Origin of the sequence: Acinetobacter sp. YH12064 (genome assembly GCF_013419735.1) — a bacterium.
GTDB classification, from domain to species: domain Bacteria; phylum Pseudomonadota; class Gammaproteobacteria; order Pseudomonadales; family Moraxellaceae; genus Acinetobacter; species Acinetobacter amyesii.
In genome coordinates this window covers 122,290-146,292 of record NZ_VOZP01000011.1, presented here as the reverse complement: position 1 = coordinate 146,292, position 24,003 = coordinate 122,290, and the positions used below count along the sequence as shown (strand labels likewise).

Sequence of the window (24,003 nt, the reverse complement as noted above, 5' to 3'; positions counted from 1 at the left end):
TATGAAATTTAAAATTATGTGTCTTGCGGTAGCATCTGTGTTTTTAACAGCTTGTGATAAAGTTTCATCAATTACTGGAACAACTGCCAAATGTGATAATGAAACTGCTAAAGAGCTTGTGGTTGAATCATTTAGTAAAGGTTTAAGCGATCTATCAAGTAATCGTATAAAAGAATTAATTGAGACGGAAAATATCACTATTGATATGGGTAAATTACGCAGTTCTTTGAAGCAAATTACTTTTCAAGTTACTGATGTTCGTACTAATAATTCGGATCCAAATAGTAAGAAAAGTTACTGTGCAACGGATTTTATTGTTAAATTACCAGAGCAAATGATTTTAGACGCAGATGCAGCAAGGGCTGTATACGAACAGAATAATGTTGCACAATCTGCTGTACTTTCGGATCTTAGTTTAGAACAAAATCAATTAAAAAAGGAAATTGAGTACTTAGTTCAACCAACTGATGATGGAAAAAAAGTATTTGTTACTTTGGAAAATTCCGATGCTTTAGTCCATTTTGTTAGTGAAGTTGCTGTAGACTCTTTACTAAAGTCTGCAAGGCAAAATGCAGCTGAAGTAGCTAAACAAGAAGAAGTGAAACGTATTGCTGAACAAAATGCAGCAGTACAAGAATATCAAGAAGTAGTGTTAGCAGAAGCTAAGTCGAATTTAGATACAGCAAATGAGAACTTGAATTTAGTTTGGAATGCGACCACAAAAGAGGTTCGTGACCAATTACTTGCGGAACAAAAAATTTGGCTAAAAAAACGTGATTTAGAGTGTAAGTTAGAAAGTTCAAATACAGAAAATCCAGAGGTTTATCGTTTAAACTGTGAAACAAATATGACTGTGACACGAACTACTGAGTTGCGCCAAAAAATATATTATCTAGAACCTTAATTTCATACTAAAAAGTCAGCTTCGGCTGGCTTTTTTTTATAATAATTAAAGCGAATAGATCGCAAATAGAAGAAGAGTTGAAAATCTTGACAAGTCCGAACAAATTATTACATTTGATCAAAAAATAAGCATATAAACTAAAGTACACATGAAAATAATGACAACTGCATGGAGTACAAATATGAATATAGACTTATTAGCGCTGATTAAGCAGCACGTCTCCTCGATTGTGCTGGACGGTGATACACAACACTTAAATGAAAAAAATTCAGCCATTAGCCAGTTTATTCCATTCCTGTTAAATATTTTTCGATCCAAACCTGAATTTATTGATGCCTTTCAAAAACAGTTAAACCCTCGTATTAGTGATATATTTTCAGCAAATCCCACATTAAAAGATCAATTTTTGCAACATCTCGGTGGCGGTACGGCCACAACGTCAGAAATAGAGCAAACCTTAAACCACTCTATAGCTCCAACTTTAGGGGCACTTGAAAATGAAGCGGGTTCATCTGATCCCGTCGCAATCACGCATTTACTTGATAATCATGCAGATAGCATTTTGGCGGCACTACCACAATGGGCAGTGCCTTTACTCGCAGGTTTAGGGGTAAACACTGCAGCTGGCCGTACGTTACACCAAGCGCCTGTTGTTGAACCAACACCTGTTATCGTTGAAGAAAAACGCTCGAATTGGTTATTGCCAATTATTGCGCTGCTTATATTATTGGGTCTGATCGCATTTTGGTTAAAGTCTTGTACTAATAAAGAAGAACCAACCACCTCTGCAACAACGGTTGCACAGCCTGCTGCATCTCAGCCAGCACATTTGCAATTTAGCACCGGTACAGATGGGCAGTTAACCAACTGTCAAATTCAAACTGGTGATTCAAATTATCTTGAAATTTTGCAGCAACAAGTCAAACAGATCTTTAACTTTAATACGGGTTGTGGTGCTTCATCTGATGCCAGTTACCATACGCAATTTATTGATCAAGATACCATTCCAACGGTTCTGCAAAAACTTAAAGGTGTGCCAAATACTACTTTAACCTGGACAGAAAATCAGTTATCGATTTTGTCGCAAAATCCTGCGGATGCTCAAAACCTTGCCAATCAAATTAAGCCTTTAGCAAAAAATATGACGGTATTGGTTCAAGAAGGTGTGAGTGAACAAACTGCAGTAGATAACAGTATTACTGATGCACAAAAAGCATTAGCAAGCATTAACCCTGAACAAGTTCGTGCGCTAGATGTTGCGACTGCGCTGAACTTACAAATTATTAATTTTGCGACAGGTTCATCTGATATTCCTGACGTGAATAAATCGATTTTGGATCAAGCGGCAGCGTTAATGCAGCGCGCTACAGAAGTACATCTGACTGTACAAGGTCATACCGATGCTGTGGGTAATGCGGAAGCGAATAAAGCTTTATCGCAAGAGCGTGCACAAGCTGTGGTGGATTACTTGGTGTCGAAAGGCGTTGATCCTGCACAGCTTCAAGCGGTGGGTTATGGTCAAGAAAAACCGGTAGCAGAAAACAGCACCAAAGAAGGTCAATTCAAAAACCGTCGTATTGAGTTTGAAGTTTTAAATACCGAGAATGGTAAAGTACGAGATGTCACCAGCGAAGGCGTAACTGAAAAGACCAATTAAAACCGTACTAAATGAGATGATATATAAAAAATCCCTGCACATGCGGGGATTTTTCTCGTTAAAGCGCTGTAATTTTGAGTAAAATACGCCCGAAGAATAAAATCATAATGGTACTTATACAATGAAAAAAATAGTCATCACGAGCCTCATGTTGTCTGCGGCATTGATATCCGGCTGTGATAATTTTAAAAATAAAAAAGATACTGAAGCCAAAACGGAAGCGCCTGCTTTGGAAGATTGGAGTTGTACTGCACAAGCCAATATTGACCAATTGCAAGATCATTTAAAAAAAGAATATCTCAAAGAATTAAACAAAGAAATACGTCAGTCAGATTATGAAGCCGATCAGCAACTCATGGATCTGATTGTAAAAAATCTAAAATTTAACATTCAAAATGTCACGACTTTAACTGAAGACCCTAATAAAGCCAAAACATTGGAATGTAGCAGTCAATTGTTGGTGGTTTTCTCGAAAGGATTACAAAAGCGGGCTGAAAACGCCTTTGCTGAACGACCATGTGATGAAGGCTGTGAAGAACGTGGTCATTATACTTTGAATGATTCACTCGAAGATGGTGAGTCAGGCTTAAGCATGGACAATGATCAGCTTAAAGGGAACTTTAGCTATAGCATCACTAAAACGGACAAAGATGGTTTAAGTTTAAGTGTCCCAAGTCAAAATGACGTAATTGATAGCGTTGTCACAGTGACACGTCATGCGGTGCTATATACGGCATATAGTGCTCAAAATAAGCGAAACGAAGAATCCTATCAGCAAGGGATGGAGAGTCAATCTCAACAAATGAGCCTTGCACAAAAGGCAATGGATATTCGAAAAAAAGAGCTAGATCAGGATAATGCCAAAGTGGTGGATCGTCTCAATCAGACTTGGGATCGTTTTAGTGATGAACAAAAGGCGCAGTTACAGCAAGATCAAGCAGACTGGTTTGAAAAGCGTGATATCGACTGTAAAGTGCTTGCACAAAAAAGTGTTTATTCATTAAATGAAAGTGAAAAAGAGACTTATCAAAAGCATTCACAATACTGGGATGATGCGATGAATACGCAAAATCAAGAGTTGCAATATACCAAATGTTTTAATCAGAAAACTACAGAACGAATTGTGTATTTAAATAACGTGTTTAATTGATCTAAAAGAAGAAAAGCCCTCAATTGAGGGCTTTTCTTTGAATCTTAGTTTATTGCTTGATGATCAAAACAGGAATTGGGCACTGCGTTAAAATATTTTGTGCCACGCTGCCTAGCATGGCTTTTTTCAAACCTGTGCGTCCATGTGAACCCATGATGATTAAATCCGCAGAGATTTCATCAGCCACTTGTAAAATCCCTTCAGTTGGCGATACACCATGAATCAAACGAGTTTTAACTTCGATACCATCACGTACAAAGGTTTGTTTGATATCTTCTAAACGCAGCTGAGCACTTTTTTCAGCCTGCATAAAATATTCAGTGATTGCAGGTGCAACAGCATAGAAATCGACACCAACGAATGGATCAACAGCAACAACACTAACAATGGTCACTTGTGCATTTTGACTTTTAGCCAAGCTGAGGGCATGTTCAACAGCAGAATATGAAATTGGAGATTCATCCACAGGGACTAAAATTTGTTGATATTGACTCATATCTGCTTCCTTAATATTTTAAATGTTATCAATCTAATCTTGCTCTATTCACGATATTGTATGAATTAGACAAAAGGGTAAGCTTATTGGTGAAGGGTGTGCTGAATACAAAAAAGCCCACATGATGTAGGCTTGGTCATCTTAAGCTTTTACAACCAACACAGGTAATTCAGTATTACTGAGTACATCTTGTGCGAAGCTGCCGAGCAGCATTTTCTTAAAGCCTTTACGACCATGTGAACCCATCACAATCAAATCGGCTTTGACTTCATTGGCAGCTTCTACCACACCTTCAGCAGAAACTTGGCCTTTAATGATTTTACTTTGTGCTTCTACACCCACTTCAGTTGTAATTTGCACAGCTTCTTTCAAAGCAGATTCAGCATTTGCATAAGCTTGTACGAAATATTCTTTCATGATTGATGAAGAATAATAGAAGTCTGCATCGGTAAATGGGTCTTCAGCAACAAGGCTGATTAAAGTGAGTTGGCTGTTAAACGCCTTGGCAATAATTGCAGCTTTTTTAACTGCAGAAAACGAGATTTCTGAACCATCGACAGGTACTAAAATGTTTTGATATGACATGGAACAATCTCCTGTAATTTTGCTTTTAAACCCTATAGATTATTGATAACACATTGTCGTGCATGGTTCAATTTATTAATCAAAAAAATATTGTAAATTCATAAAATTACATAAATTAATGTCGATAAGCCGTCAAATAAATCTGAGCGAAAAACTCGGACTTTGTTCAAAAAATACTAAAATAAAATCGACTAATTTTCTCGGATTTTGAGCCTAAAAGATCAATTTGAACTTTATAAAAATAAGCCTAAACTATATACAGTTTTAAATCTAAGATTTATAACAGAATTGATGCGATTGGATAGTTTGATATGTCATATAAAGCAGGGTTGGTTGTACTTAGCATGTGTTCAGTGTTGCATTTGTCTGGTTGTCAAAACACGCAAAGTAGTACCAAAGTGATTGCAGGTGCTTTTAATTTATCGACACAAGTTCAAAAGACCTTCATCAACCTACATGCTCCTGACAATGTTATTGTGCAGTCAAATATTCAATATCTACAAAATCCAAATTTAAACTTGGATATCTATCAACCTGAAACAAGTATGGCGATTGCACCAAGACCAACGATTGTTTGGATCCACGGTGGCGGTTGGGTCTCAGGCTCAAAAGAGCATGCAGGTGGATATTTTAAACGGCTCGCAGCCCAAGGCTATAATGTGGTTTCTGTTCAATATCAGTTTGCACCTGAAGCCATTTATCCTGCACAGCTCAACCAAATAGATGCAGCACTGACGTTTTTGAATCTACATGCGGCACAATATGGTATTGATTCTCAAAATATGTATTTGGCAGGGGATTCTGCCGGTGCAAATATGGCCAGTCATTATGCCGCCTTGGTTACGAATCCAGATTTTGCGCAAGCGTCAAAGATTCAACCTGTATTAAAGCCTTCACAGCTTAAAGGGCTGATTTTACATTGTGGTATTTATGATTTAAACAGCTTTGTAAATACTGCACCCGACGAGATTGGACTGATCGAGTGGGGCGTCTATAACTTGGTTCAGGCGTATACCGGAGACAAAAAAGATGATGCTGAGTTTTTAACGCGTATTTCAACGGCCTCAAATATTAATGCAAATTATCCGCCAGTATTTATCAGCGGTGGCAATAAAGATTTTTTAACCAAAACGCAATCTGAGCCTTTTGTAGAAAAATTGACGGCAAAAAATGTACCTGTGACGGCGGTATTTTATCCAGATTCGAAAGAATATTTGGTACATGAATATCAATTTATGATGAGTAAAAAGGCCAGCCAGCAGACCTTTGATCGCACTTTAGAATTTTTGCAACAACACGTACAGTCCGTTAAAAATTAAAAATAGGCTTAAAATGCTTGCAGAATAATCTCTAACTTAATAACATACCTACCAGTTGGTATGTTTATTTTGGAATGATTAATGAATTCGGTCACTTTAGCTTATGGCTTACTGTCATTGGCGATTATGTCAGAAGTAATTGGTTCGACATTTTTGGTGAAGTCAGAAGGCTTTACCAAACTTGCGCCTTCATTGGCTGTCGCAGTTTTATTCTGTTTGGCATTTTATTTATTGTCTCAGGTGATTAAAGTCATACCACTTGGTATTGCTTATGCCATTTGGGCGGGTGTTGGTATTGTTTTAACTGCACTAATTGGCTACTTTATCTTTCGTCAAAGTTTAGACCTCCCAGCCATGTTAGGGATAGGCCTGATTGTTTCAGGTGTGGTCGTAATTAACCTGTTTTCAACTTCTGCTGGACACTAGTATGGATAATCCGCATCAGCGCAAGAAAGAACCTCAACTGATACGCCAGAGTATTTTGCAGCATGCAATCCGTCTTGCTGCAGATAAAGGTGTCAACGGGGTGTCGATTCAAGCCGTTGCGGATTTAGTTGGGGTCACAAAAGGCGGTGTATTTCATCATTTTTCAAACAAACAAAAGCTCTTAGAGTCCATGATCGTCATGCTTTTGGCTCAATTAGACGAAGTCGTTGACCGTTTAATTGACGAAGACCCTGAGCCGTACGGTCGCTTTACCCGAGCCTATATTGAAATTACTTTAGAAAAACAAATCATGGGTTTGCAACAGTCTTGGTCCGCGATTTCGATGACCATGCTGACAGATAAAACTTTTAATGAATATTGGATCGAATGGATGAACTCACGTTTAGAGCGTCATCATCAGACAGATTCGGATATAGAGCTGAAAATTGTTCGTTATGCAGCCGATGGTATTTGGCTCACCGCTTTTACAGAAGTGGAAGACGAAATCGAAACCCAATTATTAAAACAAGAACTGATCGCCCGAACGTATCGAGCGAAATAGATTAAATAACTGATTTTAAATATGTAAAAGTAATTACGCATTTTTAAAATGATTTTTAAGTCTATTCGACAGAGTCTTACATCTAGGGATTGAATAAAGGGATTAGCCTTCGGCTGGAGGTGCTTTTGTTTAGGTAAAATGAGAAGCGTGCTTCGTATGGAAACCATCTTGCGGAGCATTGCTCCTCACCGCAAAACTTGTTCACTAGTGTTTAATTATTCAAAGTACCGCAAAAATATTTTTGATTAGAAATAGTCCTATATCAAACACTTGCGGATGACGTTACCGCGTATCATTCTTTTATTTGAAGCAAATTATTTAACTGAGGGCTTAATTTCTCTTATATTTGAAAATAGCATGTACGACTAAACCAAAGACCAACCCCCAAAACGCGGAACCAATACCAAAAAATTGTACGCCCGATGCACTAAACAAGAAGGTGAGTAGAGCAGCGTCACGTTCACTCGCTTCTTGGAAAGCAATGACGATGTTGTGTCCAATGGTGCCTAGTAGGGCAATGCCTGCTAAAGCGGTAATAAACACCAATGGGAAAGCGGTTAAGAAACTCACCAAAGTGGCTGCAAACAGGCCCATCAAAATATAAAAGACGCCACAGGTCATACCTGCGATATAGCGCTTTTTCTCATCGGGGTGGGCTTGGTCATCTAGACTGATTGCCGCACTAATCGCAGCAATATTGACACTAAAACATCCAAATGGCGCGAGTAGCGTTTGGGCTGTCCCAGTCCAACCGATCAGTTGATTGACGTGGGGTTGATAACCATAACTTTTAATCATGGCTAAACCTGGTAAATACTGAGAGGCCATATTGATTACAAAGAGTGGTAGCGCCAAACCCAGTATTGCTGAGATCGAAAATTCAGGCGTGACCCAAACCGGCTGTGCGAGTTCTAAATTAAGCGCAGGTAATTGAAAGCCAAGTAACAATGGACAAAGCATGATGCCAATGATTACTGTAATGACAATGCTATAACGTGGTAACAGTCGTTTACTGAGGACATAGGCCGCGAGTAAACCAAGAACGAATGCCCATTCATTTTGTAAACTGACAAATAGCTCAATACCAAATTTAAGGAGTACACCCGCCAACATTGCACTAGTTAGACTTTGCGGGATATAGCGCAGTATTTTTTCAAAAATGCCTAAAAATCCAAGTATTGCTGTCAATAAGCCACAGACCAAGAAAGCACCTAGGGCGGCATTCATGCTGTAACCATTTGCAGTCGCTAAAATCAGTGCCAGTCCTGCAGTGGACCATGAAGTCGCAACGGGATATTTAAATTTCCAAGACAGAATCAGCCCGCTTAAGCCGATACCCAAACCTAGAGCCCAAAACCAAGAGGTTATTTCTGCTGTGTTGGCACCGAGCAGTTGTGCAGATTGGATCACCAAAACAGCCGAGACACTGATCCCGACTAAGAACGTAATAAAACCTGCAAAAGCAGCTGGAATGGAAAAGTCTTGGAGCAGTTTTTGCATAATGATCGAGCTATGAGTATTGTTGGCGCAGATTTAGGATGACATTTTTCAGGATGATACGCTCAAGTTCTGTACAGTAAAAGTGCTCATCGAGATATTATGGAAATACTTTATTTATTCACAAACGACACTTTAACAAAAGGCACTTTAATAGAACGAATCGACAACCCACATTGAGGATGTTTTATCCATTCAAAACTTTAAAGGGATATGGAATTTCCTAAGAAAAAACAGTACTACTTTGCCCATGTCAGTTACATGGTAGATGTCGCAAGCTTTAGACCAAATCCACAAAATAGAAGACCAACCGCTGCCACGCAGCATGCCGTAAATTTATAACGATGGCTAAAATAGGTGGCCAGTTTTGCACCCGAAAAGATCAAAATCGTTAAATAGCTCATACTGATAATTTGCAGCACGATCGCGAGTGCGGTGAATGTAATCGCTGGATATGGATAGGCAGGATCGACGAATTGTACAAAGAACGATAAGTAAAAAAGAATGGCTTTAGGGTTTAAAATACTGATGGTTAATGCAGTCTTAAACGGTTTCAATTCATTCAAACTCAGTTGTTTAGTGTCGAGTTGTTCTGGCGTTTGAACGGCATTCCATGTTTGGTAGGCAGCCTTGAAAAGTTTGATACCTAAATAACTTAAATACAGCGCACCGACAATTTTTAATAATAAGAATAACCAAGGGAAGGCGTGAAGTAAGGATGCAGCACCGAGAGCAGTGAGTAAGATTAAGATCAAATCGCCAGTATAAACGCCAAAAGCGCCTAAATAGCCGACCTTAATGCCATAGCGAGAAGCAACAGACATGACATAAAGTGAATTTGGCCCGGGTAAAATCACAATTAATATCGTACCAATAATAAAGGTCGTTAAGTCTGTGATTCCAAACACTGAAGACACTCTAATAAAAACCGAAGCTGTAGTATACAACTTCGGTTCTAGATGAAACTGAAAATTTCTAATTTATGCTTTTATTTCAGCATCTAAGCCAAAAGTTTGACGCAGTAAGCTACTTAATTGCTCACGGGCTTTAATAAAACCATCAATACCGCCTTGTAATAGTTGGAAAGACATTAAGTCTTTTTCAACTTCAGCTTTGAAAGTTTGCTTGTCGAGCACTTGTACATCGTGTTGACAGTGTGCATGCGCATGATGATTAGACAGTTGCACTTCAACGGTACGCTGATCTTTTTCCAGTTCTGCCAATAAATTTGGTGAAACTGTCAATAAATCACATCCTGCTAAGCCGAGCACTTGATCAATACTACGGAAGCTAGCCCCCATAATTTCAGTTTTGATGTCATGTTGTTTATAGTAGTGGTAAATCTGTTTAACTGATAACACGCCTGGATCTTTCTCAATCGGGTAGCTATCCACATTTTCAGCTTTTTTGTACCAATCTAAAATACGACCAACAAATGGCGAAATCAGCGTGACTTGAGCATCTGCACAGGCTTGAGCTTGATGCAAACCAAACAACAGAGTCAGATTACAGTGAATGCCTTCAGCTTCAAGGGCTTTAGCGGCTTGAATGCCTTCCCACGTTGAGGCAATTTTAATTAAGATACGATTTTGATCGATACCATACTGTGCATATAAAGCCAGTAACTCTTTAGCTTTTGCAATGGTGGCATCAGTATCATAAGACAAGGCTGCATCGACTTCTGTAGATACACGTCCTTCGATCAATTTTAAGATTTCTACACCAAATTTGACCGTAAGAATATCGATGGTGCGCTCAACCAGCTCATCGTTTTGATAACCTTCTTTACGCGCTTGTTCAAAAGCACTTTCAATCAGTTCTTTATTTTCAGGTTGATTTGCCGCTGCTGTAATTAAAGATGGATTTGTGGTCGCATCCAATGGACGGAATGTATTAATCGCAGCTAAATCACTGCTGTCAGCAACAATCGTTGTTAGGCTTTTTAATTGGTTTAACGCATTTTGAGTCATTTGAAATCTAGTTCTTAATGTTCTTGGTGTACATACTTTTATAACACAATCTGTTTAGAACCCAACCAAAAACCGCCTAATAAGGTGGTCTAAATCGTAGTTTTTCGTGAATTTCGGATGTGATTAATCAAAAAATGAGCAGCCGAGCCGAGTGGTTTTTCACGGTTCCAGACCAAGTCGACGAAATATTCAAATTTGGGTGTGAAATCTTGAAAGCTTAAGATTTTGAGTTGATCTTTGAGCGTCGGATTTTCATTAAACATCTCTAATGGAAGCACACCCCAGCCCAAACCTTGAATAATCATCGAACAAGCAGAGTGGTGGTTATCTGTACGCCAACTGTGTTTGGAAAATAACAACTCTGGTTTAATGCTTTTATCACGACTCGCGACCACGATTTGTCGACTTTGCAAAATTTGCTCAAAACTGACTTGCTTAAATTTCGACAGGGCATGTTTTGTCGCAGCAACAGGAACCAATGCTTCACGCTTCAATTCGACAAATTGTTCATAACTCTCAAGCTGTTCACGTTCAAACATTAGAGCAAGCTGCGCTTGACCCTGTAATAACATCTTTTGGGCATCTTCTTGAGGCGCAGAAAAAATATTGATTTGCAAAGATGGAAAATGAGTTTCTAGCAAAGAGATATAGTCGGTCCACTGTGTATGTAGCAGTTCTGATACCACCACGATATTCAGTGAAGACTCTAAACCATGACTCAGTGCAATTGCATGCTGTTTCCATTGATTGATTTCTATCAATAATTGTTCAGTTTTTTCATACAGGTTTAGCGCTTGAGCTGTGGGCACAGGTTCACGACCAACCCGCTCAAACAGTTTAAGGTTGAGATCAATTTCGAAGTTGGCAATGGACATGCTGACAGCCGAAGGTACTTTGCCGAGTTGTCTGGCAGCTGCGGAAAATGATCCTGTTTCCATGACTGTTTTAAAAATCATCAGTTGTTCTTGATTAATATTCATGTGCATACAGAAAAAAAAAGGAATACAACCTTTCAATAATATTGAAAGAACCTAACTCGATTAATCAATAATATAAAAATAAAATAAGTTTTTTACAAATAATAGAGTGTTTCAAAATGACGATTTCCAAGAGAAGGATTATTCATGCGCTAAGCTATGAGATCATCCTATTGGTGATCATTGCTATTGCTTTAAGTTTTATTTTTAAAGTTCCGATGGAGGTGACAGGTACGCTCGGTATTGCAATGGCGGTCACTTCTGTGATTTGGAACATGATTTTTAATCATTATTTTGAAAAATTTGAAGCAAAAAGAAAGTTAAAAAGAACCTTTGGTGTACGTGTTTTACATGCAATTGGATTTGAGGGCGGTTTAATGCTTGCAACCATCCCAATGGTGGCTTATGCCATGCATATGACCTTATGGCAGGCGATTTTGCTCGATTTTAGTATGACCATGTGTATTTTAGTCTACACATTTATTTTCCAATGGTGCTATGACCAGATCGAAGCGTACCTAGGTTACCAACCACAATATCGTTAAATTTCAATAAGAAAATCACATTGGCCTGTATTGATAAGTACAGGCCTTTTTTGCATTAAAATAGTGCAAAAATTTAAAAATAACAATATATAGGCTTTGTTGCACAAACCTATCTGTAAAGGCTTTTTCAGCGATATAATTTTCAAATGAAGAAGCCTACACACAAAATCTATCGCACAACCAATTGGCCCGCATATAACCGAGCACTCATGAGTCGCGGAAATATTGCCATTTGGTTTGATCCTGCTACGCAATGGTATGCTCCATCAAAAGGCAAACAAGGGCGAAATCAAACCTACTCCGACGCAGCTATCCAATGCTGCTTAATGATTAAATCCTTATTCCGTCTATCTTTACGTATGGTCACTGGCTTTGTGCAAAGTCTGATTAAACTTTGTGGATTAAATTGGACCGCACCAGATTACAGTACTCTTTGTAGAAGACAAAAGCATATTGATATTGCAATCAGCTACCAAAAAAGTAGCGATGGGCTGCATCTACTCATAGACTCTACAGGCATGAGGTTTCTAGGTGAGGGCGAATGGAAACGCAAGAAACATGGACCTGAATATCGTCGCCAATGGCGTAAACTTCATATTGGTATAGATGCTGAAACCCTTCAAATACGCGCCATTCAACTCACTACAAATAATGTGAGTGATTCACAAGTGCTTGGTGATTTACTCGATCAGATTCCACAAGATGAGCAGATTGACTCTGTTTATACTGATGGCGCTTATGACACCAAGCAATGCCGTCAGGTCATTGCAGATCGGCAAGCGCATGCGGTGATTCCACCTAGAAAAAATGCGAAACCATGGAAAGATACAAAGATCAGCTCGCTAGCGCGAAATGAATTACTTCGAACGGTTAATCTTGCGAAGCAGTGCTTCTCAGGCAGGACATTATGGAAAAAATGGTCCGGCTATCATTGCCGAAGTTTTGTCGAAACTAAGATGCATTGCATCAAATTATTGGGGAATAAACTCAGTGCAAGAAAATTTGATAGCCAAGTCAATGAAATTCATGCACGTGTAGCAGTCCTCAACAGATTTACGGAATTAGGTCGACCACTTACCCAAGTTACGCCTTAAATTTGGCTCAATTAGGGGCGCTTTGCATTTCAAATCTTTGTGCAACAAAGCCATGTATAGGTATAAAAAAACCGCTCATATGAGCGGTTTTTTATAGTGCAGATTAATTATTTTTCAATAATCGCTGTTACGCCTTGACCACCCGCAGCACAGATCGATACAAGTACACGGCCGGAACCTTTTTGGTTCAATAGTTTTGCAGCAGTCGCGATAATACGACCGCCAGTTGCAGCAAATGGGTGACCTGCAGCAAGAGATGAACCTTTCACGTTCAATTTAGAACGATCAATTGAACCCAATGGGGCATCTAAGCCTAAACGTTCTTTACAGAATTTAGGATCTTCCCATGCTTTTAGTGTAGATAATACTTGAGATGCAAATGCTTCATGAATTTCATAGTAATCGAAATCTTGTAGCGTAATACCTGCACGTTCAAGCATACGAGGCACTGCATACGCAGGCGCCATCAATAAGCCTTCTTTTTTCTCTACAAAGTCAACCGCCGCTGTTTCTTGGAAGGTTAAATAAGCAAGCACTTCGTGACCGTTTGCTTTCGCCCATTCTTCAGAGGCAAGAAGGACACATGATGCACCATCAGTTAGTGGAGTCGAGTTACCCGCAGTCATGGTACGCGCATCGCCTTTACCAAACGCTGGTTTTAACTTCGCAAGTTTTTCTACTGATGAGTCTGCACGTAAGTTGTTGTCACGTTCTAAACCAAGGAATGGCGTAATCAGGTCATCGAAGAAACCTTCATCATATGCTGCTGCCATTTTTTGATGTGAAGATGCAGCAAGTTCATCTTGCGCTTCACGAGAGATACCCCATTCAAGTGTCGTAATGGCTTGATGGTCACCCATAGAAAGACCTGTACGTGGTTCACCGTTCTTCGGTGCATCCATCAAATCTTTAACATTAATTTTAGTTAATGCTTTAAGGCGATCTTTACCTGTTTTTGCGATGTTCAGTTCAAGTAGTGCTTTACGTAAACCATCACCAAAAGCGATCGGTGCATCAGAGGTTGTGTCTACACCACCAGCAACACCCACTTCGATTTGACCCAATGCGATTTTATTAGCAACCAAGAAAGCTGCTTGTAAACCTGTACCACATGCTTGTTGAATATCGTAAGCAGGTGTTTCAGGAGCAAGTTCGGTATTGAGTACACACTCACGGGTCATGTTAAAGTCACGACTATGTTTTAACACGGCACCAGCAACAACTTCACCAAGGCGTTGACCTTGAAGGTTGAAACGTTCAACAAGACCATTTAATGCAGCGGTGAACATATCGCTGTTTGATGCAGTGAAGTAAGCGCCGTTAGAACGAGCGAAAGGAATACGATTACCACCGATAATAGCAACGCGGCGAACTGTGTTTTGACTCATGGTATTATCCTGTTGAACAGACGTTTGAGTTGTTGATTTTGAAGCTGTTTTAGGGTTTGAAGCGGGTGTCTTAGTACGTGTAGATGCACGACGAGGACGGCTTATTTTAGCGGCATCACTTGTAGACTTGGTTGCTGTGCCCGTACTTTTAGCGGTACGTGGCGTACTCTTTGATGTATTTGACACAGTTTCCGTAGTCGGAATTTCGACTGCTGGATTTTCTTGAGTTGTTTTGCTCATAAGGCTTTTCCAAGCATGTTGATGATCTTCTTGACGGCTACATTAGCATATTCACCAAAGGGGTAAATTGACTAAAATGACATTCGCTAAAGCATTCAGGTCAAGCCATCTGCGGTTTAACTCAAGTATGATTCCATGGAAACTGATGGAACTATTGAAATATAAGTATCTGACATCATCTTGAAGTTAAAGGGATATCTTCAGATCCATCAAAAATTAATCTGTATGAGAGATAATAAACATGACTGATCAATACCAAACATTTGCAAAATCTCCTATTGGTAAATTTGTCATCAAAAATTTAGGTTTACCATCACCGACTTTTTTAGAGCGTTTTGAGTCTGCAACACCTGTAGTTAAAGGTGCGGTTTTATTCGGTGCAGCGCCTGCTTCAACATTATCTGGTGCTATTGCACAAGTCTTGGCAAATATTCATGCCAATAGCTATGCAGGCAATAATGCTGAATTACAACAAACTGCGGCAAAATCAGGTCTAAACTTAAGCGCATTCAACGAAGGCGATAAAGAGTCTAAGTTTAAAGTTGTGGTGTTTGATGCTTCAGGTATTCAAAACTCAGAACAATTGCATGCCTTATATGCCTTTTTTAACCCAATCGCACGTCAAATTCAGGCGTCTGGTCGCGTTGTCGTTGTTGGTACAACACCAGAGACTGCGAAAACTGTGAAACAAGCCATTGCACAACGTGCATTAGAAGGTTTTGTAAAATCAGTGGGTAAAGAGTTTAAGAAAGGGATTGCAGCACAATTAGTTTATGTGGACGAAGGTGCTGAAGCAAACTTAGAATCTGCATTACGTTTTGTGATTTCACCACGTTCAGCTTATGTATCGGGTCAGGTGATTCGTGTATCTAAAGCAGATGTTGTGGATGTTGACTGGAATAAACCGCTTGCAGGCAAAACAGCTGTAGTAACAGGTGCAAGCCGTGGTATTGGTGAAGCAATTGCACATGTATTGTCACGTGATGGCGCGCATGTGATTTGTTTAGACGTTCCACAGCAGCAAGCAGACCTTGACCGTGTTGCAGGTGAAATTGGCGGTTCTACGCTCGCGATTGATATTACTGCAAGCGATGCCGGTGAAAAAATCAAAGCGGCGGCAGCTGCTCAAGGTGGTTTGGATATCATCGTGCACAATGCCGGAATTACCCGTGACAAAACTTTGGCCAATATGAAGCCTGAGCTTTGGGACTTGGTGATTAACATTAACTTGTCTGCGATTGAGCGTGTAAATGATTACCTTCTTGAAAATGATGGCTTCAATGCAAATGGTCGTATTGTTTGCGTATCTTCTATTTCAGGTATTGCAGGTAACTTAGGTCAAACCAACTATGCTGCTTCTAAAGCTGGTGTAATTGGTGTGGTTAAATTTACTGCTCCATTATTGAAAAATGGCGTAACCATTAATGCTGTTGCTCCAGGCTTTATTGAAACGCAAATGACTGCTGCGATTCCATTTGCAATCCGTGAAGCAGGTCGTCGTATGAACTCGATGAGTCAAGGTGGTTTACCTGTAGACGTTGCTGAAACGATTGCGATGTTTGCTTCAACTGCATCGACTGGCTTGAACGGTAATGTGGTACGTGTGTGTGGTCAAAGCTTGTTAGGGGCTTAATACATTCCTCTTAAAATTCCCTCTCCTTTTAGGAGAGGGCTAGGGAGAGGTAAAAATTTGCTATAAATGAATGGGTCTAACCCTCATTCTAGCCTTCTCCTTGAGCTATATATGGCGCAAGAGAAGATGCTTTTAAAACATTGAAATAAAAACTTCCAAAGGTTTAGTATGAATACTCGCCATTTTAGTCAACTTCCAAAACCTTATTTAGCCTATCCAAAAGTGATTCAAGGCTTGATTTTTAAAAAGCCTAAAGCTGAAAAAGTGCTGCCGCAAGTTGAATATGTGGTGGATTCATTTAAGGTCGATCAAAAACATTTAAAAGCTTATAACGAAGTCTGTGGCTTTAAAAACAATGGTTATATCCCAGCGATTTATTTGGCTGTGCTTTCTCAAAGTTTGCAAATGCATATGATGACTACGGAAGCTTTTCCATTTGCGATCTTAGGTTTGGTACATATTCGTAACCAAGTGAAGCAATATCGCAAAGTTGGTGTGAATGAAACACTGTCATTGTCATGCAAATTTGGTGAATTACAGCCACATGATAAAGGCGTGCAATTTGACTTTATTACCACTGCAAAAGTGGGCGATGAAGTGGTTGTAGAATCATTAACCACGTATTTAGCACGTCAAAAAACCGACAACAAAGCTGCGGCAAAATCTACTGAAACAAAGTCAGCTGAGTTGCAAATTCAAGCTGAATGGAATGTTTCTGAAAATACTGGTCGCCGTTATGCGTTGACTTCTGGTGACTTTAACTTGATTCATATTCATGCTGTGACAGCTAAAGCGTTTGGTTTTAAACAAGCCATTGCACATGGTATGTGGAGTAAAGCCAAAGCCTTGTCGAGCTTAACTTTGCCAGATGCCTATGAAGCAGATGTCTGGTTTAAACTGCCGATGTATCTCCCATCACAAGTTGAGTTTTTAACGGCTCAAACTGGACAAGATACCGAGTTTGCAATTCGAAATAGCAAAAACAAAAAACCGCATGTCGCGGGAAGTGTGAAAGCACTGTAAGATTTAAGCCTAAATCGATATCGGTTTAGGCTTTTTTGTTTTAATCTCAAGCGATTCATATTCAAAGGAATGATGATGCAGGCGCTCAAAGAATATCTATTTGCACAGAAGAATAATTATCAAGGTACGGTTGACGAGGCGTTTCAAGATTTGGCGGCGCAATTTAGCCGTATGCAGGATGCTCGAACCCACTTAGGCGGAGCCGCCTTAGTGGTGTATTTTAAAGGTCAAAAAGTCGTGGATATTTGGACCGGTAAAAAGTCAGCCGAAGAAGCTTGGCAGTCCAATACGCCCTCGGTCTGTTATTCCACGGGTAAAGGTGTACTTGCAACGCTTGCACATATCTTAGTGAGCGAAGGCTTTCTAGATTACGATACTCCAGTTGCCGTATATTGGCCGGAGTTTGCTCAAAATGGTAAGTCGGATATCACATTAAGGCACATGCTGAGTCATCAGAGTGGTTTATACGATATTCGTAATATCATTCAAACAGCATCTGAAATGGCTGATTGGTCACATATGCTTAAAGTCATCGAACAAGCTAAGCCACGTTTTGAGCCATCAACTGATGCAGCATATCAACCTTTAACCTTCGGTTGGCAAGTGGGTGGTATACTTGAAAAGGCTACAGGTCGACCGCTTACAGAATTGATGCAACAGTATTTGGTTGAACCTTTAGAGTTGGATCATGCTTTTTTGGGTGTACCAGAGCATCAACTTGGTAAGGTTGCACGCTTGATTCCGAAAAAGAAAAAAGAAGAACGCACTATAGATGCTTCTGTTCAAGAAAATACCCAAGCGCAGACAACGAAAAAAAAGACCGAGACACGAAAACCGTCAATCTTTGATCAGCTCCTGCAAATTTCAGGACAAAATTTGCAAGACTTTCAAGATGGTATGATTCCAAAAGGAATGCGCAAGTTTTCATTTTTTAGTGATGAGGGTTTGCAAGCCATTATTCCTGCGGCAACAGGCGTATTTAGTGCCAATAGTTTAGCGAAAATCTATGCAATGCTAGCCAATCATGGTCAGTGGCAAGGACAGACCTTAATCACACCACAAGTTTTTGAATCTTTAAGTAAAATTCAATATAAAAAGCGTGATCGTATTATGCCTTTACCGATGAATTGGCGTTTGGGATATCATCGAATTTTAACTTTAGGCAAATCTAGTGAAGGTTTTGGACATATTGGTTTTAATGGTTCTGGGGCTTGGTGTGATCCGCAGCGTGATTTAAGTTTTGCTTATACACATAACTTTGCGACGGGTTCAATTACCGGCGATTATCGTTTATGGGGCCTAACTCAAGAAACCTTACGCTGTGCAGATAAAGTATTAAAAGGTCGTAAAGGCTGGATTTAAGATACTTCGGAATAGAACAGAAATTGGGGAAATGTGAAAAATATGCTATTTCCCCTCGCAGTTTTAGACTGCTGTGATATCCCTATGAAAAAAGTTGTTTTGATTCCCTTAGTCGCAACATCGGCAATGTTGGGTTGTCAGGATTCAACTCAAACGAAATCAAAGGAGATAGAAGCAATTACTGCTGAAAAACAGCATGCAGCATGGGTCGGTAATTTTAAAGGCATAACACCTTGTATGGGCTGTCTTTCTCGTTGTGAAGATTGTCCCGGCATGGCTGTGGCTCTTGAGCTACGTGAAGACCAAACCTATACACTCACTCGTGAAAGTCTAAGTGGTCATAACGAAGTAGAAGTGCTAAAAGGTGTAATTCGTTTTAAAGATGAATCAAAGCAGCAGCTAGAACTTATGAATGTGCAAACGCGTAATCTTTTGTATGTAGATTTGGATCAGCAATTGCTTGAAATTCGTGAAGACCAGACGGCGAAACGCTATCAAATGCAGAGTGATTTCCTTTTAAATAAAGCAGTTTAAGCATTCGTAATTTATATTAAATTTGCCTGATCATTGTGATAGCTCAAGATCGGATTTTTATTGTCCAAACTCTGCCATTTATTTCACTATTAGACAAAAAAACAGTATGCTTACACCTGTAAAAAGGAGCATACATGTATCAAGTACTTGCACGAAAATACCGTCCACGAAATTTCATTGAACTCGTGGGGCAAAACCATGTGTCACGCGCACTTACCAGTGCCTTAGAACGTGGTCGGTTACATCATGCGTATTTATTTACAGGTACTCGTGGCGTGGGTAAAACCACCATTGCCCGTATTTTGGCAAAATGTCTGAACTGTGAAACGGGTGTAACATCAACGCCGTGTGAAGTCTGCCCAACGTGTAAAGCAGTAAATGAAGGCCGTTTTATTGATTTAATTGAAATCGATGCGGCATCACGGACCAAAGTTGAAGATACCCGAGAGCTTCTCGACAACGTTCCTTATGCTCCAACCCAAGGTCGCTTCAAGGTTTATCTAATCGATGAAGTGCATATGCTCTCTACGCATTCATTTAATGCGTTATTAAAGACGTTGGAAGAGCCGCCAGAGCATGTGAAGTTCTTATTTGCTACTACAGATCCACAAAAATTACCGATTACTGTAATTTCACGTTGTCTGCAATTTACTTTGCGTCCTTTAGCGGTGGATGAAATCACATCGCATTTGACAGATATCTTACAAAAAGAACAAATTCAAGCGGAGCAAGATGCGATTTGGCAAATTGCTGAATCGGCTCAAGGTTCACTGCGTGATGCATTGTCACTAACTGATCAGGCGATTGCCTATGGTCAAGGTTCAATTCAGCACCAAGATGTTAAAGACATGTTGGGCCTAATTGACCGCACGATTATTTATGATTTGATTTTAGCCATTCATCAAAATCAGCGTGAACGCGTGAGTGCTTTACTTATGCAATTCCGTCAACAAGCACTGGATGTTTCACTGGTATTAGATCAGTTGATTTCAACGTTACATGAACTGGCATTATTACAATACTTGCCAGACTTAGCGTTGAAATATAGCGCTGAGATCAATCAAAAAATTATGCAATTGTCGCAGTTGATTTCAGCTCAAGATTTGCAGTTGTATTATCAAGTCGCATGCAAAGGTCGGGCAGACTTGCAGTTGGCAGTGACACAAGAGCAAGGTTTTGAGATGTGTGTGCTGCGGTTATTAGCATTCCGTCCATTACAGCCAAACGAAATGTTGGTCTCTGCCGTACAGCAAGAGTCAGCCGCACAGCCACAGCTTGTTCAAAATCAGGCCGAAACAGTTCAGCCGACTCAAACACAGTCTTTGCAGCAACCCAATACCGTTGTTGAGTCTGCTGCACAGGTTGCCACTGTTGAGCAGACTGAAGCTGTACCCGCTGTAGACACATCGCCAGCTTTCGATGATTTTGATGATTCACATTATGATGACGATGATGGCTATGTTTCTGCACCTGCAGTCGATGAACCTTCATCTGATGATTTTTTAGATGATCCTGAAGAAGACGCAATAAGCCAAACTTCTACAGCATCTACAGCAAATGGCACTCTAGATACGCAAGAGGTTGCACCGGTTGAATCTGTATCGACACAGCAAAATGACACGCTTGTTATGGATGCCGTGGCAGAAGATACATTATTTGATTTAGATCCGACGCCGAGTACTGAAACTGAAGAAGTTGATGTGAGCGCTATAAATTTTGAAGATATTGCACCTTTAGAACCAACAGCTTTAGAGTCAAAACGTGTAGAGCCTGAAACAGCTCAGCCACATTTGATCAATGCCATTGAACCACAACATGTGGTGAATGAATCAGTTTCGGGTGCTCAAGGCGACAATGGTTTTGATCTAGCATCACCACAAGTTACGCAAAGTTCCGTTTCTTCGGATGCTGTTCAAACGGGTTCATCTTCTACCTTGATGCCACAAGATATTTTGACTTTACAGCCTCAAACCCTTGAAGGTGAGTGGACGGTCGAAAAGTGGGAGTATTGGTTCCGAAATAGTCAACTTTCACCTGCGGTACAAGAGTTGGCTCAGCATGGCATTATGCGAGGTACGATTGACGGTGAATCGACTTTCCATATTCCAAAGCGATACGAAGCTTTAGTGACTCAATTACAGCATGTATTGGAACAAGCCATTCATGCACAATGGTCAAAATGTCGTTTCCATATCAGCTTTGAAGATGTCGAAGAAACCACACCGTTTGCTTTACAACATGTCCGCAAGGAAAAAGCCTTTGCACGTGCAAATGAGTTATTACATGCTGAGCCTGTTGTGAAAGACTTACTCAAAAGCTTTGATGGTGAGTTGAAAAATATCCAGCTCAAATAAGTTTCAAGCTGGATATAAAAATTAAAGTAAAAATTGAGTTAAAGCATCTCGCATATCTTCGGGTATCGAGGTGCTTTTTCGTGTTTGGCGGTCAACAAATACATGCACGAAATGTCCTTGAGCTGCAGCCTCATTTTGTCCTTGTTTAAAAATGGCTAAGTCATAGCGCAGTGAAGAATTACCAATTTTTTCAATCGCAACTCCAACTTCAATGATTTCTGGATAGGACAGCTCTTGTAAAAAGCTGCAGGCTGAATCGACCACTAAACCAATGATCGGGGTATTTCGCAAATCAAAACCGGCATGTTGAATCAAGAGTGCATTTGCAGCAGTATCAAAATAGCTGTAATAGGTGACATTATTGACATGACCATACATATCGTTGTCTGCCCAACGTGTTTGGATTGGAAATAAAAATCGATAGTTTTGGCGGCGTTTAGTTTCAGGTTTCATCGTTGGTATTTTCTTTATTTCAAAATGAGTGAACTTTAGGCATAGATCGCTTGGTAAATCTGGCGAGCGTCTTCAAACTGCAGTTCTCGCGGATTATTTTGTAATAGTCGCGTTTGTAATAGCGCATCTTCTGCTAAACGATCGAGCATATTTTCAGGCACATTCAGTTGACTGAGTTTAAGCACCAAACCGCTCTGATCTAAATGATTTTGCATATGATCAATAAATAAATCACATAAACCATCGGTACAGCCCGTACTGTATGGATCTAGCCAACTCATGAGTTCTGCATAATGCTGCTTGGCCTGAGGTGCATTAAACTTTAACACTTCAGCGAGAACCAGTGCATTGGTATGACCATGCGAGAGATGAAAGTGTCCACCGAGTGGATAGGCGAGTGCATGCACCGCTGCAACTGGTGCATTAGCAAAGGCCTGACCTGCAAGCATTGAACCGACTAGCATGTGCTGACGCGCTTCGAGGTTATGTCCATCTTGTAAAACCAGCGCTAAATTTTTATTTAATAAACGCAAAGCTTGTTTAGCAAGCATATCCGCATACGGATTTTTTTTAATTTTTGATGTATAGGCTTCAATGGCATGCACCATGGCATCGATACCGGTTGCTGCGGTAATGTGTGCGGGAAGATTTAATGTAAAGTTCGCATCGAGGATACAGACATCGGCATACAGTACAGGGGAGACGATACCTGTTTTGGTGGTTTCACCTGTAGTGACGATAGAGATTGGTGTGACTTCAGAGCCGGTCCCTGCCGTTGTCGGAATCAAAATGAGTGGCAAGCGTGGTCGTTTTGCATTAGCTACACCATATAAATCACTGATCTGCTGTGTTTGCTTAGGATGAGCCAAAATCGCAATAATTTTAGCCACATCCATTGAACTTCCACCGCCAAAACCAATAATCAAATCTACTTTTTCATTTTTGGCAAATTGAACTGCATCCAAAACTATATGTTCTGCAGGGTCGGCTTGGATACTAGAATAAATTACATAATCTTGATGGATACTTTCTAAAATATCCAAAATGGGTAAATGTAATTGTTGTTGCAACATACCGGGGTCGGTCACAAGCATGACACGTTTGGCTTGAAAGTCGCCTAGGACCTCTCTCAGTTGGGAAATAGAGCCTAAGCCTGAAATAATATTGCTGACGGTTTGAAACTGAAATTGACTCATTGGCTTATCCCTAATTTTTTATATCCAAATAAACATTATTCTTGAGTGTTGATATAGGATTCATCCTGTAAATAACTTAACATAAGACGCTTGAAATAAAAGTAGTCTTGAGGTTGTTATGTCATCCAGCACGCCATATAAGGTGTTGTGTGTTTGTTTAGGAAATATTTGCCGTTCACCTACGGCTGAAGTGGTTCTCAGACATTTTTGTGATGAAGCGCAACTCAATGTTCACGTCGACTCTGCGGGTACGAGCAATTATCATCCGGGCAAAGCGCCTGATCTTCGTAGCCAACAGCATGCAAAATTACGTGGCTATAACTTATCTGCATTACGCGCACGTCAGTTAACGGTTCATGATTTTATTGAATTTGATTTGATTTTGGCCATGGACTACGAAAATTTAGACAATATTCAAAACCTCATGCAAAAGGCGCAGCAACAATTCGGTCAACTACGTGCACAAGTGTCTTTGATGAGTCAACATGATCACCAATATCCGCAACAAGAAGTACCAGATCCGTACTATGGTGGTGATGCAGGGTTTGAACATGTATTAGATCAATGCGAATCTAGCAGTCAGGCTTGGGTCAATTATTTAAAAACTCAGTTACAAGCACAGCAAAAAAATTAAGGTT

Annotated in this window: 23 protein-coding genes; 14 read left to right on the top strand and 9 right to left on the bottom strand. The window is 40.0% G+C overall.

The window, feature by feature from the left end; genetic code table 11:
- Position 1 precedes the first annotated feature (1 nt).
- The 3 genes from FTU13_RS12065 (at position 2) to FTU13_RS12055 (ending at position 3,711) form a co-directional block, all read left to right on the top strand.
- The gene (locus FTU13_RS12065; protein ID WP_257224780.1) at positions 2-904 is read left to right on the top strand and encodes a lysozyme inhibitor LprI family protein; all 903 of its coding nucleotides are present in this window, start codon (positions 2-4) and stop codon (positions 902-904) included.
- A gap of 181 nt (positions 905-1,085) precedes the next feature.
- The gene (locus FTU13_RS12060; RefSeq protein ID WP_180127166.1) at positions 1,086-2,561 is read left to right on the top strand and encodes an OmpA family protein; all 1,476 of its coding nucleotides are present in this window, start codon (positions 1,086-1,088) and stop codon (positions 2,559-2,561) included.
- 121 nt (positions 2,562-2,682) lie between these two features.
- A complete protein-coding gene (locus FTU13_RS12055; RefSeq protein ID WP_180127164.1) occupies positions 2,683-3,711 on the top strand; it encodes a DUF1311 domain-containing protein in 1,029 nt (342 codons plus the stop codon).
- 49 nt (positions 3,712-3,760) lie between these two features.
- Here the strand turns inward: FTU13_RS12055 and FTU13_RS12050 are convergent, their stop codons facing one another.
- Both FTU13_RS12050 and FTU13_RS12045 read right to left on the bottom strand, forming a co-directional pair.
- Positions 3,761-4,207, bottom strand: a complete 447-nt coding sequence (locus FTU13_RS12050; RefSeq protein WP_078188616.1) for a universal stress protein — start codon at positions 4,205-4,207, stop codon at positions 3,761-3,763.
- 141 nt (positions 4,208-4,348) lie between these two features.
- Entirely contained in the window at positions 4,349-4,792 is a 444-nt protein-coding gene (locus tag FTU13_RS12045; protein WP_078191806.1) for a universal stress protein, read from the bottom strand.
- A gap of 311 nt (positions 4,793-5,103) precedes the next feature.
- Between FTU13_RS12045 and FTU13_RS12040 the strand changes: the two genes are divergently transcribed.
- The 3 genes from FTU13_RS12040 (at position 5,104) to FTU13_RS12030 (ending at position 7,099) form a co-directional block, all read left to right on the top strand.
- Positions 5,104-6,111, top strand: a complete 1,008-nt coding sequence (locus FTU13_RS12040) for an alpha/beta hydrolase (RefSeq protein ID WP_180127162.1) — start codon at positions 5,104-5,106, stop codon at positions 6,109-6,111.
- A gap of 81 nt (positions 6,112-6,192) precedes the next feature.
- Positions 6,193-6,537: an SMR family transporter gene (locus FTU13_RS12035; RefSeq protein ID WP_180127160.1), complete on the top strand. Its 345-nt coding sequence runs from the start codon at positions 6,193-6,195 to the stop codon at positions 6,535-6,537.
- Between the two features lies 1 nt (position 6,538).
- The gene (locus FTU13_RS12030) at positions 6,539-7,099 is read left to right on the top strand and encodes a TetR/AcrR family transcriptional regulator (protein WP_180007888.1); all 561 of its coding nucleotides are present in this window, start codon (positions 6,539-6,541) and stop codon (positions 7,097-7,099) included.
- A gap of 330 nt (positions 7,100-7,429) precedes the next feature.
- On the opposite strand, the gene FTU13_RS12025 is transcribed toward FTU13_RS12030, so the two are convergent.
- From FTU13_RS12025 to FTU13_RS12010, 4 genes are all read right to left on the bottom strand, one after another.
- Positions 7,430-8,599 carry a benzoate/H(+) symporter BenE family transporter gene (locus tag FTU13_RS12025; protein WP_180127158.1) on the bottom strand — a complete coding sequence of 390 codons (1,170 nt, stop codon included), beginning with the start codon at positions 8,597-8,599 and terminating at the stop codon, positions 7,430-7,432.
- Positions 8,600-8,853: 254 nt separating this feature from the next.
- Positions 8,854-9,504: a leucine efflux protein LeuE gene (leuE, locus tag FTU13_RS12020; RefSeq protein ID WP_180127156.1), complete on the bottom strand. Its 651-nt coding sequence runs from the start codon at positions 9,502-9,504 to the stop codon at positions 8,854-8,856.
- A 72-nt stretch (positions 9,505-9,576) separates the two neighbouring features.
- Complete coding sequence (tal, locus tag FTU13_RS12015; protein ID WP_078191801.1) at positions 9,577-10,566, bottom strand: transaldolase; 990 nt, start codon at positions 10,564-10,566, stop codon at positions 9,577-9,579.
- 89 nt (positions 10,567-10,655) lie between these two features.
- Positions 10,656-11,546: a LysR family transcriptional regulator gene (locus FTU13_RS12010; protein ID WP_111884264.1), complete on the bottom strand. Its 891-nt coding sequence runs from the start codon at positions 11,544-11,546 to the stop codon at positions 10,656-10,658.
- 116 nt (positions 11,547-11,662) lie between these two features.
- On the opposite strand from FTU13_RS12010, the gene aceI reads away from it, so the two are divergent.
- Entirely contained in the window at positions 11,663-12,088 is a 426-nt protein-coding gene (gene aceI / locus FTU13_RS12005) for a chlorhexidine efflux PACE transporter AceI (RefSeq protein ID WP_078191799.1), read from the top strand.
- Between the two features lie 146 nt (positions 12,089-12,234).
- Positions 12,235-13,182 carry an IS5 family transposase gene (locus tag FTU13_RS12000; RefSeq protein WP_180127154.1) on the top strand — a complete coding sequence of 316 codons (948 nt, stop codon included), beginning with the start codon at positions 12,235-12,237 and terminating at the stop codon, positions 13,180-13,182.
- Between the two features lie 107 nt (positions 13,183-13,289).
- On the opposite strand, the gene FTU13_RS11995 is transcribed toward FTU13_RS12000, so the two are convergent.
- Positions 13,290-14,810, bottom strand: coding sequence for an acetyl-CoA C-acetyltransferase (locus tag FTU13_RS11995; RefSeq protein ID WP_180127152.1), 1,521 nt, complete (start codon positions 14,808-14,810; stop codon positions 13,290-13,292).
- A 241-nt stretch (positions 14,811-15,051) separates the two neighbouring features.
- Between FTU13_RS11995 and FTU13_RS11990 the strand changes: the two genes are divergently transcribed.
- From FTU13_RS11990 to dnaX, 5 genes are all read left to right on the top strand, one after another.
- Positions 15,052-16,443, top strand: a complete 1,392-nt coding sequence (locus FTU13_RS11990) for a 3-oxoacyl-ACP reductase (protein WP_180127150.1) — start codon at positions 15,052-15,054, stop codon at positions 16,441-16,443.
- A 168-nt stretch (positions 16,444-16,611) separates the two neighbouring features.
- Positions 16,612-17,466 carry a MaoC/PaaZ C-terminal domain-containing protein gene (locus tag FTU13_RS11985; protein ID WP_180127148.1) on the top strand — a complete coding sequence of 285 codons (855 nt, stop codon included), beginning with the start codon at positions 16,612-16,614 and terminating at the stop codon, positions 17,464-17,466.
- Between the two features lie 75 nt (positions 17,467-17,541).
- Positions 17,542-18,828, top strand: coding sequence for a serine hydrolase (locus FTU13_RS11980; RefSeq protein WP_180127146.1), 1,287 nt, complete (start codon positions 17,542-17,544; stop codon positions 18,826-18,828).
- 84 nt (positions 18,829-18,912) lie between these two features.
- Positions 18,913-19,362, top strand: coding sequence for a copper resistance protein NlpE N-terminal domain-containing protein (locus FTU13_RS11975; protein ID WP_180127144.1), 450 nt, complete (start codon positions 18,913-18,915; stop codon positions 19,360-19,362).
- A gap of 134 nt (positions 19,363-19,496) precedes the next feature.
- Positions 19,497-21,716 carry a DNA polymerase III subunit gamma/tau gene (gene dnaX / locus FTU13_RS11970; protein WP_180127142.1) on the top strand — a complete coding sequence of 740 codons (2,220 nt, stop codon included), beginning with the start codon at positions 19,497-19,499 and terminating at the stop codon, positions 21,714-21,716.
- A 21-nt stretch (positions 21,717-21,737) separates the two neighbouring features.
- Here dnaX and FTU13_RS11965 read toward each other — a convergent pair whose 3' ends face one another.
- Both FTU13_RS11965 and FTU13_RS11960 read right to left on the bottom strand, forming a co-directional pair.
- Positions 21,738-22,169: a thioesterase family protein gene (locus FTU13_RS11965; RefSeq protein ID WP_180035283.1), complete on the bottom strand. Its 432-nt coding sequence runs from the start codon at positions 22,167-22,169 to the stop codon at positions 21,738-21,740.
- Positions 22,170-22,204: 35 nt separating this feature from the next.
- The gene (locus FTU13_RS11960) at positions 22,205-23,365 is read right to left on the bottom strand and encodes an iron-containing alcohol dehydrogenase (RefSeq protein WP_180127140.1); all 1,161 of its coding nucleotides are present in this window, start codon (positions 23,363-23,365) and stop codon (positions 22,205-22,207) included.
- Between the two features lie 118 nt (positions 23,366-23,483).
- On the opposite strand from FTU13_RS11960, the gene FTU13_RS11955 reads away from it, so the two are divergent.
- The gene (locus tag FTU13_RS11955; protein WP_078193981.1) at positions 23,484-23,999 is read left to right on the top strand and encodes a low molecular weight protein-tyrosine-phosphatase; all 516 of its coding nucleotides are present in this window, start codon (positions 23,484-23,486) and stop codon (positions 23,997-23,999) included.
- The last annotated feature ends 4 nt before the right edge of the window (positions 24,000-24,003 follow it).

What these genes read in the sequence shown, in the direction of transcription:
- FTU13_RS12035 (WP_180127160.1), top strand. Translation starts at nt 6,193, where the DNA reads ATGAATTCGGTCACTTTAGCTTATGGCTTACTGTCATTGGCGATTATG.
- FTU13_RS11965 (WP_180035283.1), bottom strand. Translation starts at nt 22,169, where the DNA reads ATGAAACCTGAAACTAAACGCCGCCAAAACTATCGATTTTTATTTCCA.
- FTU13_RS12000 (WP_180127154.1), top strand. Translation starts at nt 12,235, where the DNA reads ATGAAGAAGCCTACACACAAAATCTATCGCACAACCAATTGGCCCGCA.
- FTU13_RS11975 (WP_180127144.1), top strand. Translation starts at nt 18,913, where the DNA reads ATGAAAAAAGTTGTTTTGATTCCCTTAGTCGCAACATCGGCAATGTTG.
- FTU13_RS12030 (WP_180007888.1), top strand. Translation starts at nt 6,539, where the DNA reads ATGGATAATCCGCATCAGCGCAAGAAAGAACCTCAACTGATACGCCAG.
- FTU13_RS11990 (WP_180127150.1), top strand. Translation starts at nt 15,052, where the DNA reads ATGACTGATCAATACCAAACATTTGCAAAATCTCCTATTGGTAAATTT.
- FTU13_RS12025 (WP_180127158.1), bottom strand. Translation starts at nt 8,599, where the DNA reads ATGCAAAAACTGCTCCAAGACTTTTCCATTCCAGCTGCTTTTGCAGGT.
- FTU13_RS12055 (WP_180127164.1), top strand. Translation starts at nt 2,683, where the DNA reads ATGAAAAAAATAGTCATCACGAGCCTCATGTTGTCTGCGGCATTGATA.
- FTU13_RS12040 (WP_180127162.1), top strand. Translation starts at nt 5,104, where the DNA reads ATGTCATATAAAGCAGGGTTGGTTGTACTTAGCATGTGTTCAGTGTTG.
- FTU13_RS12065 (WP_257224780.1), top strand. Translation starts at nt 2, where the DNA reads ATGAAATTTAAAATTATGTGTCTTGCGGTAGCATCTGTGTTTTTAACA.
- tal (WP_078191801.1), bottom strand. Translation starts at nt 10,566, where the DNA reads ATGACTCAAAATGCGTTAAACCAATTAAAAAGCCTAACAACGATTGTT.
- FTU13_RS12060 (WP_180127166.1), top strand. Translation starts at nt 1,086, where the DNA reads ATGAATATAGACTTATTAGCGCTGATTAAGCAGCACGTCTCCTCGATT.
- FTU13_RS12045 (WP_078191806.1), bottom strand. Translation starts at nt 4,792, where the DNA reads ATGTCATATCAAAACATTTTAGTACCTGTCGATGGTTCAGAAATCTCG.
- dnaX (WP_180127142.1), top strand. Translation starts at nt 19,497, where the DNA reads ATGTATCAAGTACTTGCACGAAAATACCGTCCACGAAATTTCATTGAA.
- aceI (WP_078191799.1), top strand. Translation starts at nt 11,663, where the DNA reads ATGACGATTTCCAAGAGAAGGATTATTCATGCGCTAAGCTATGAGATC.
- FTU13_RS11985 (WP_180127148.1), top strand. Translation starts at nt 16,612, where the DNA reads ATGAATACTCGCCATTTTAGTCAACTTCCAAAACCTTATTTAGCCTAT.
- FTU13_RS12050 (WP_078188616.1), bottom strand. Translation starts at nt 4,207, where the DNA reads ATGAGTCAATATCAACAAATTTTAGTCCCTGTGGATGAATCTCCAATT.
- FTU13_RS11980 (WP_180127146.1), top strand. Translation starts at nt 17,542, where the DNA reads ATGCAGGCGCTCAAAGAATATCTATTTGCACAGAAGAATAATTATCAA.
- FTU13_RS11995 (WP_180127152.1), bottom strand. Translation starts at nt 14,810, where the DNA reads ATGAGCAAAACAACTCAAGAAAATCCAGCAGTCGAAATTCCGACTACG.
- FTU13_RS11955 (WP_078193981.1), top strand. Translation starts at nt 23,484, where the DNA reads ATGTCATCCAGCACGCCATATAAGGTGTTGTGTGTTTGTTTAGGAAAT.
- FTU13_RS12010 (WP_111884264.1), bottom strand. Translation starts at nt 11,546, where the DNA reads ATGAATATTAATCAAGAACAACTGATGATTTTTAAAACAGTCATGGAA.
- FTU13_RS11960 (WP_180127140.1), bottom strand. Translation starts at nt 23,365, where the DNA reads ATGAGTCAATTTCAGTTTCAAACCGTCAGCAATATTATTTCAGGCTTA.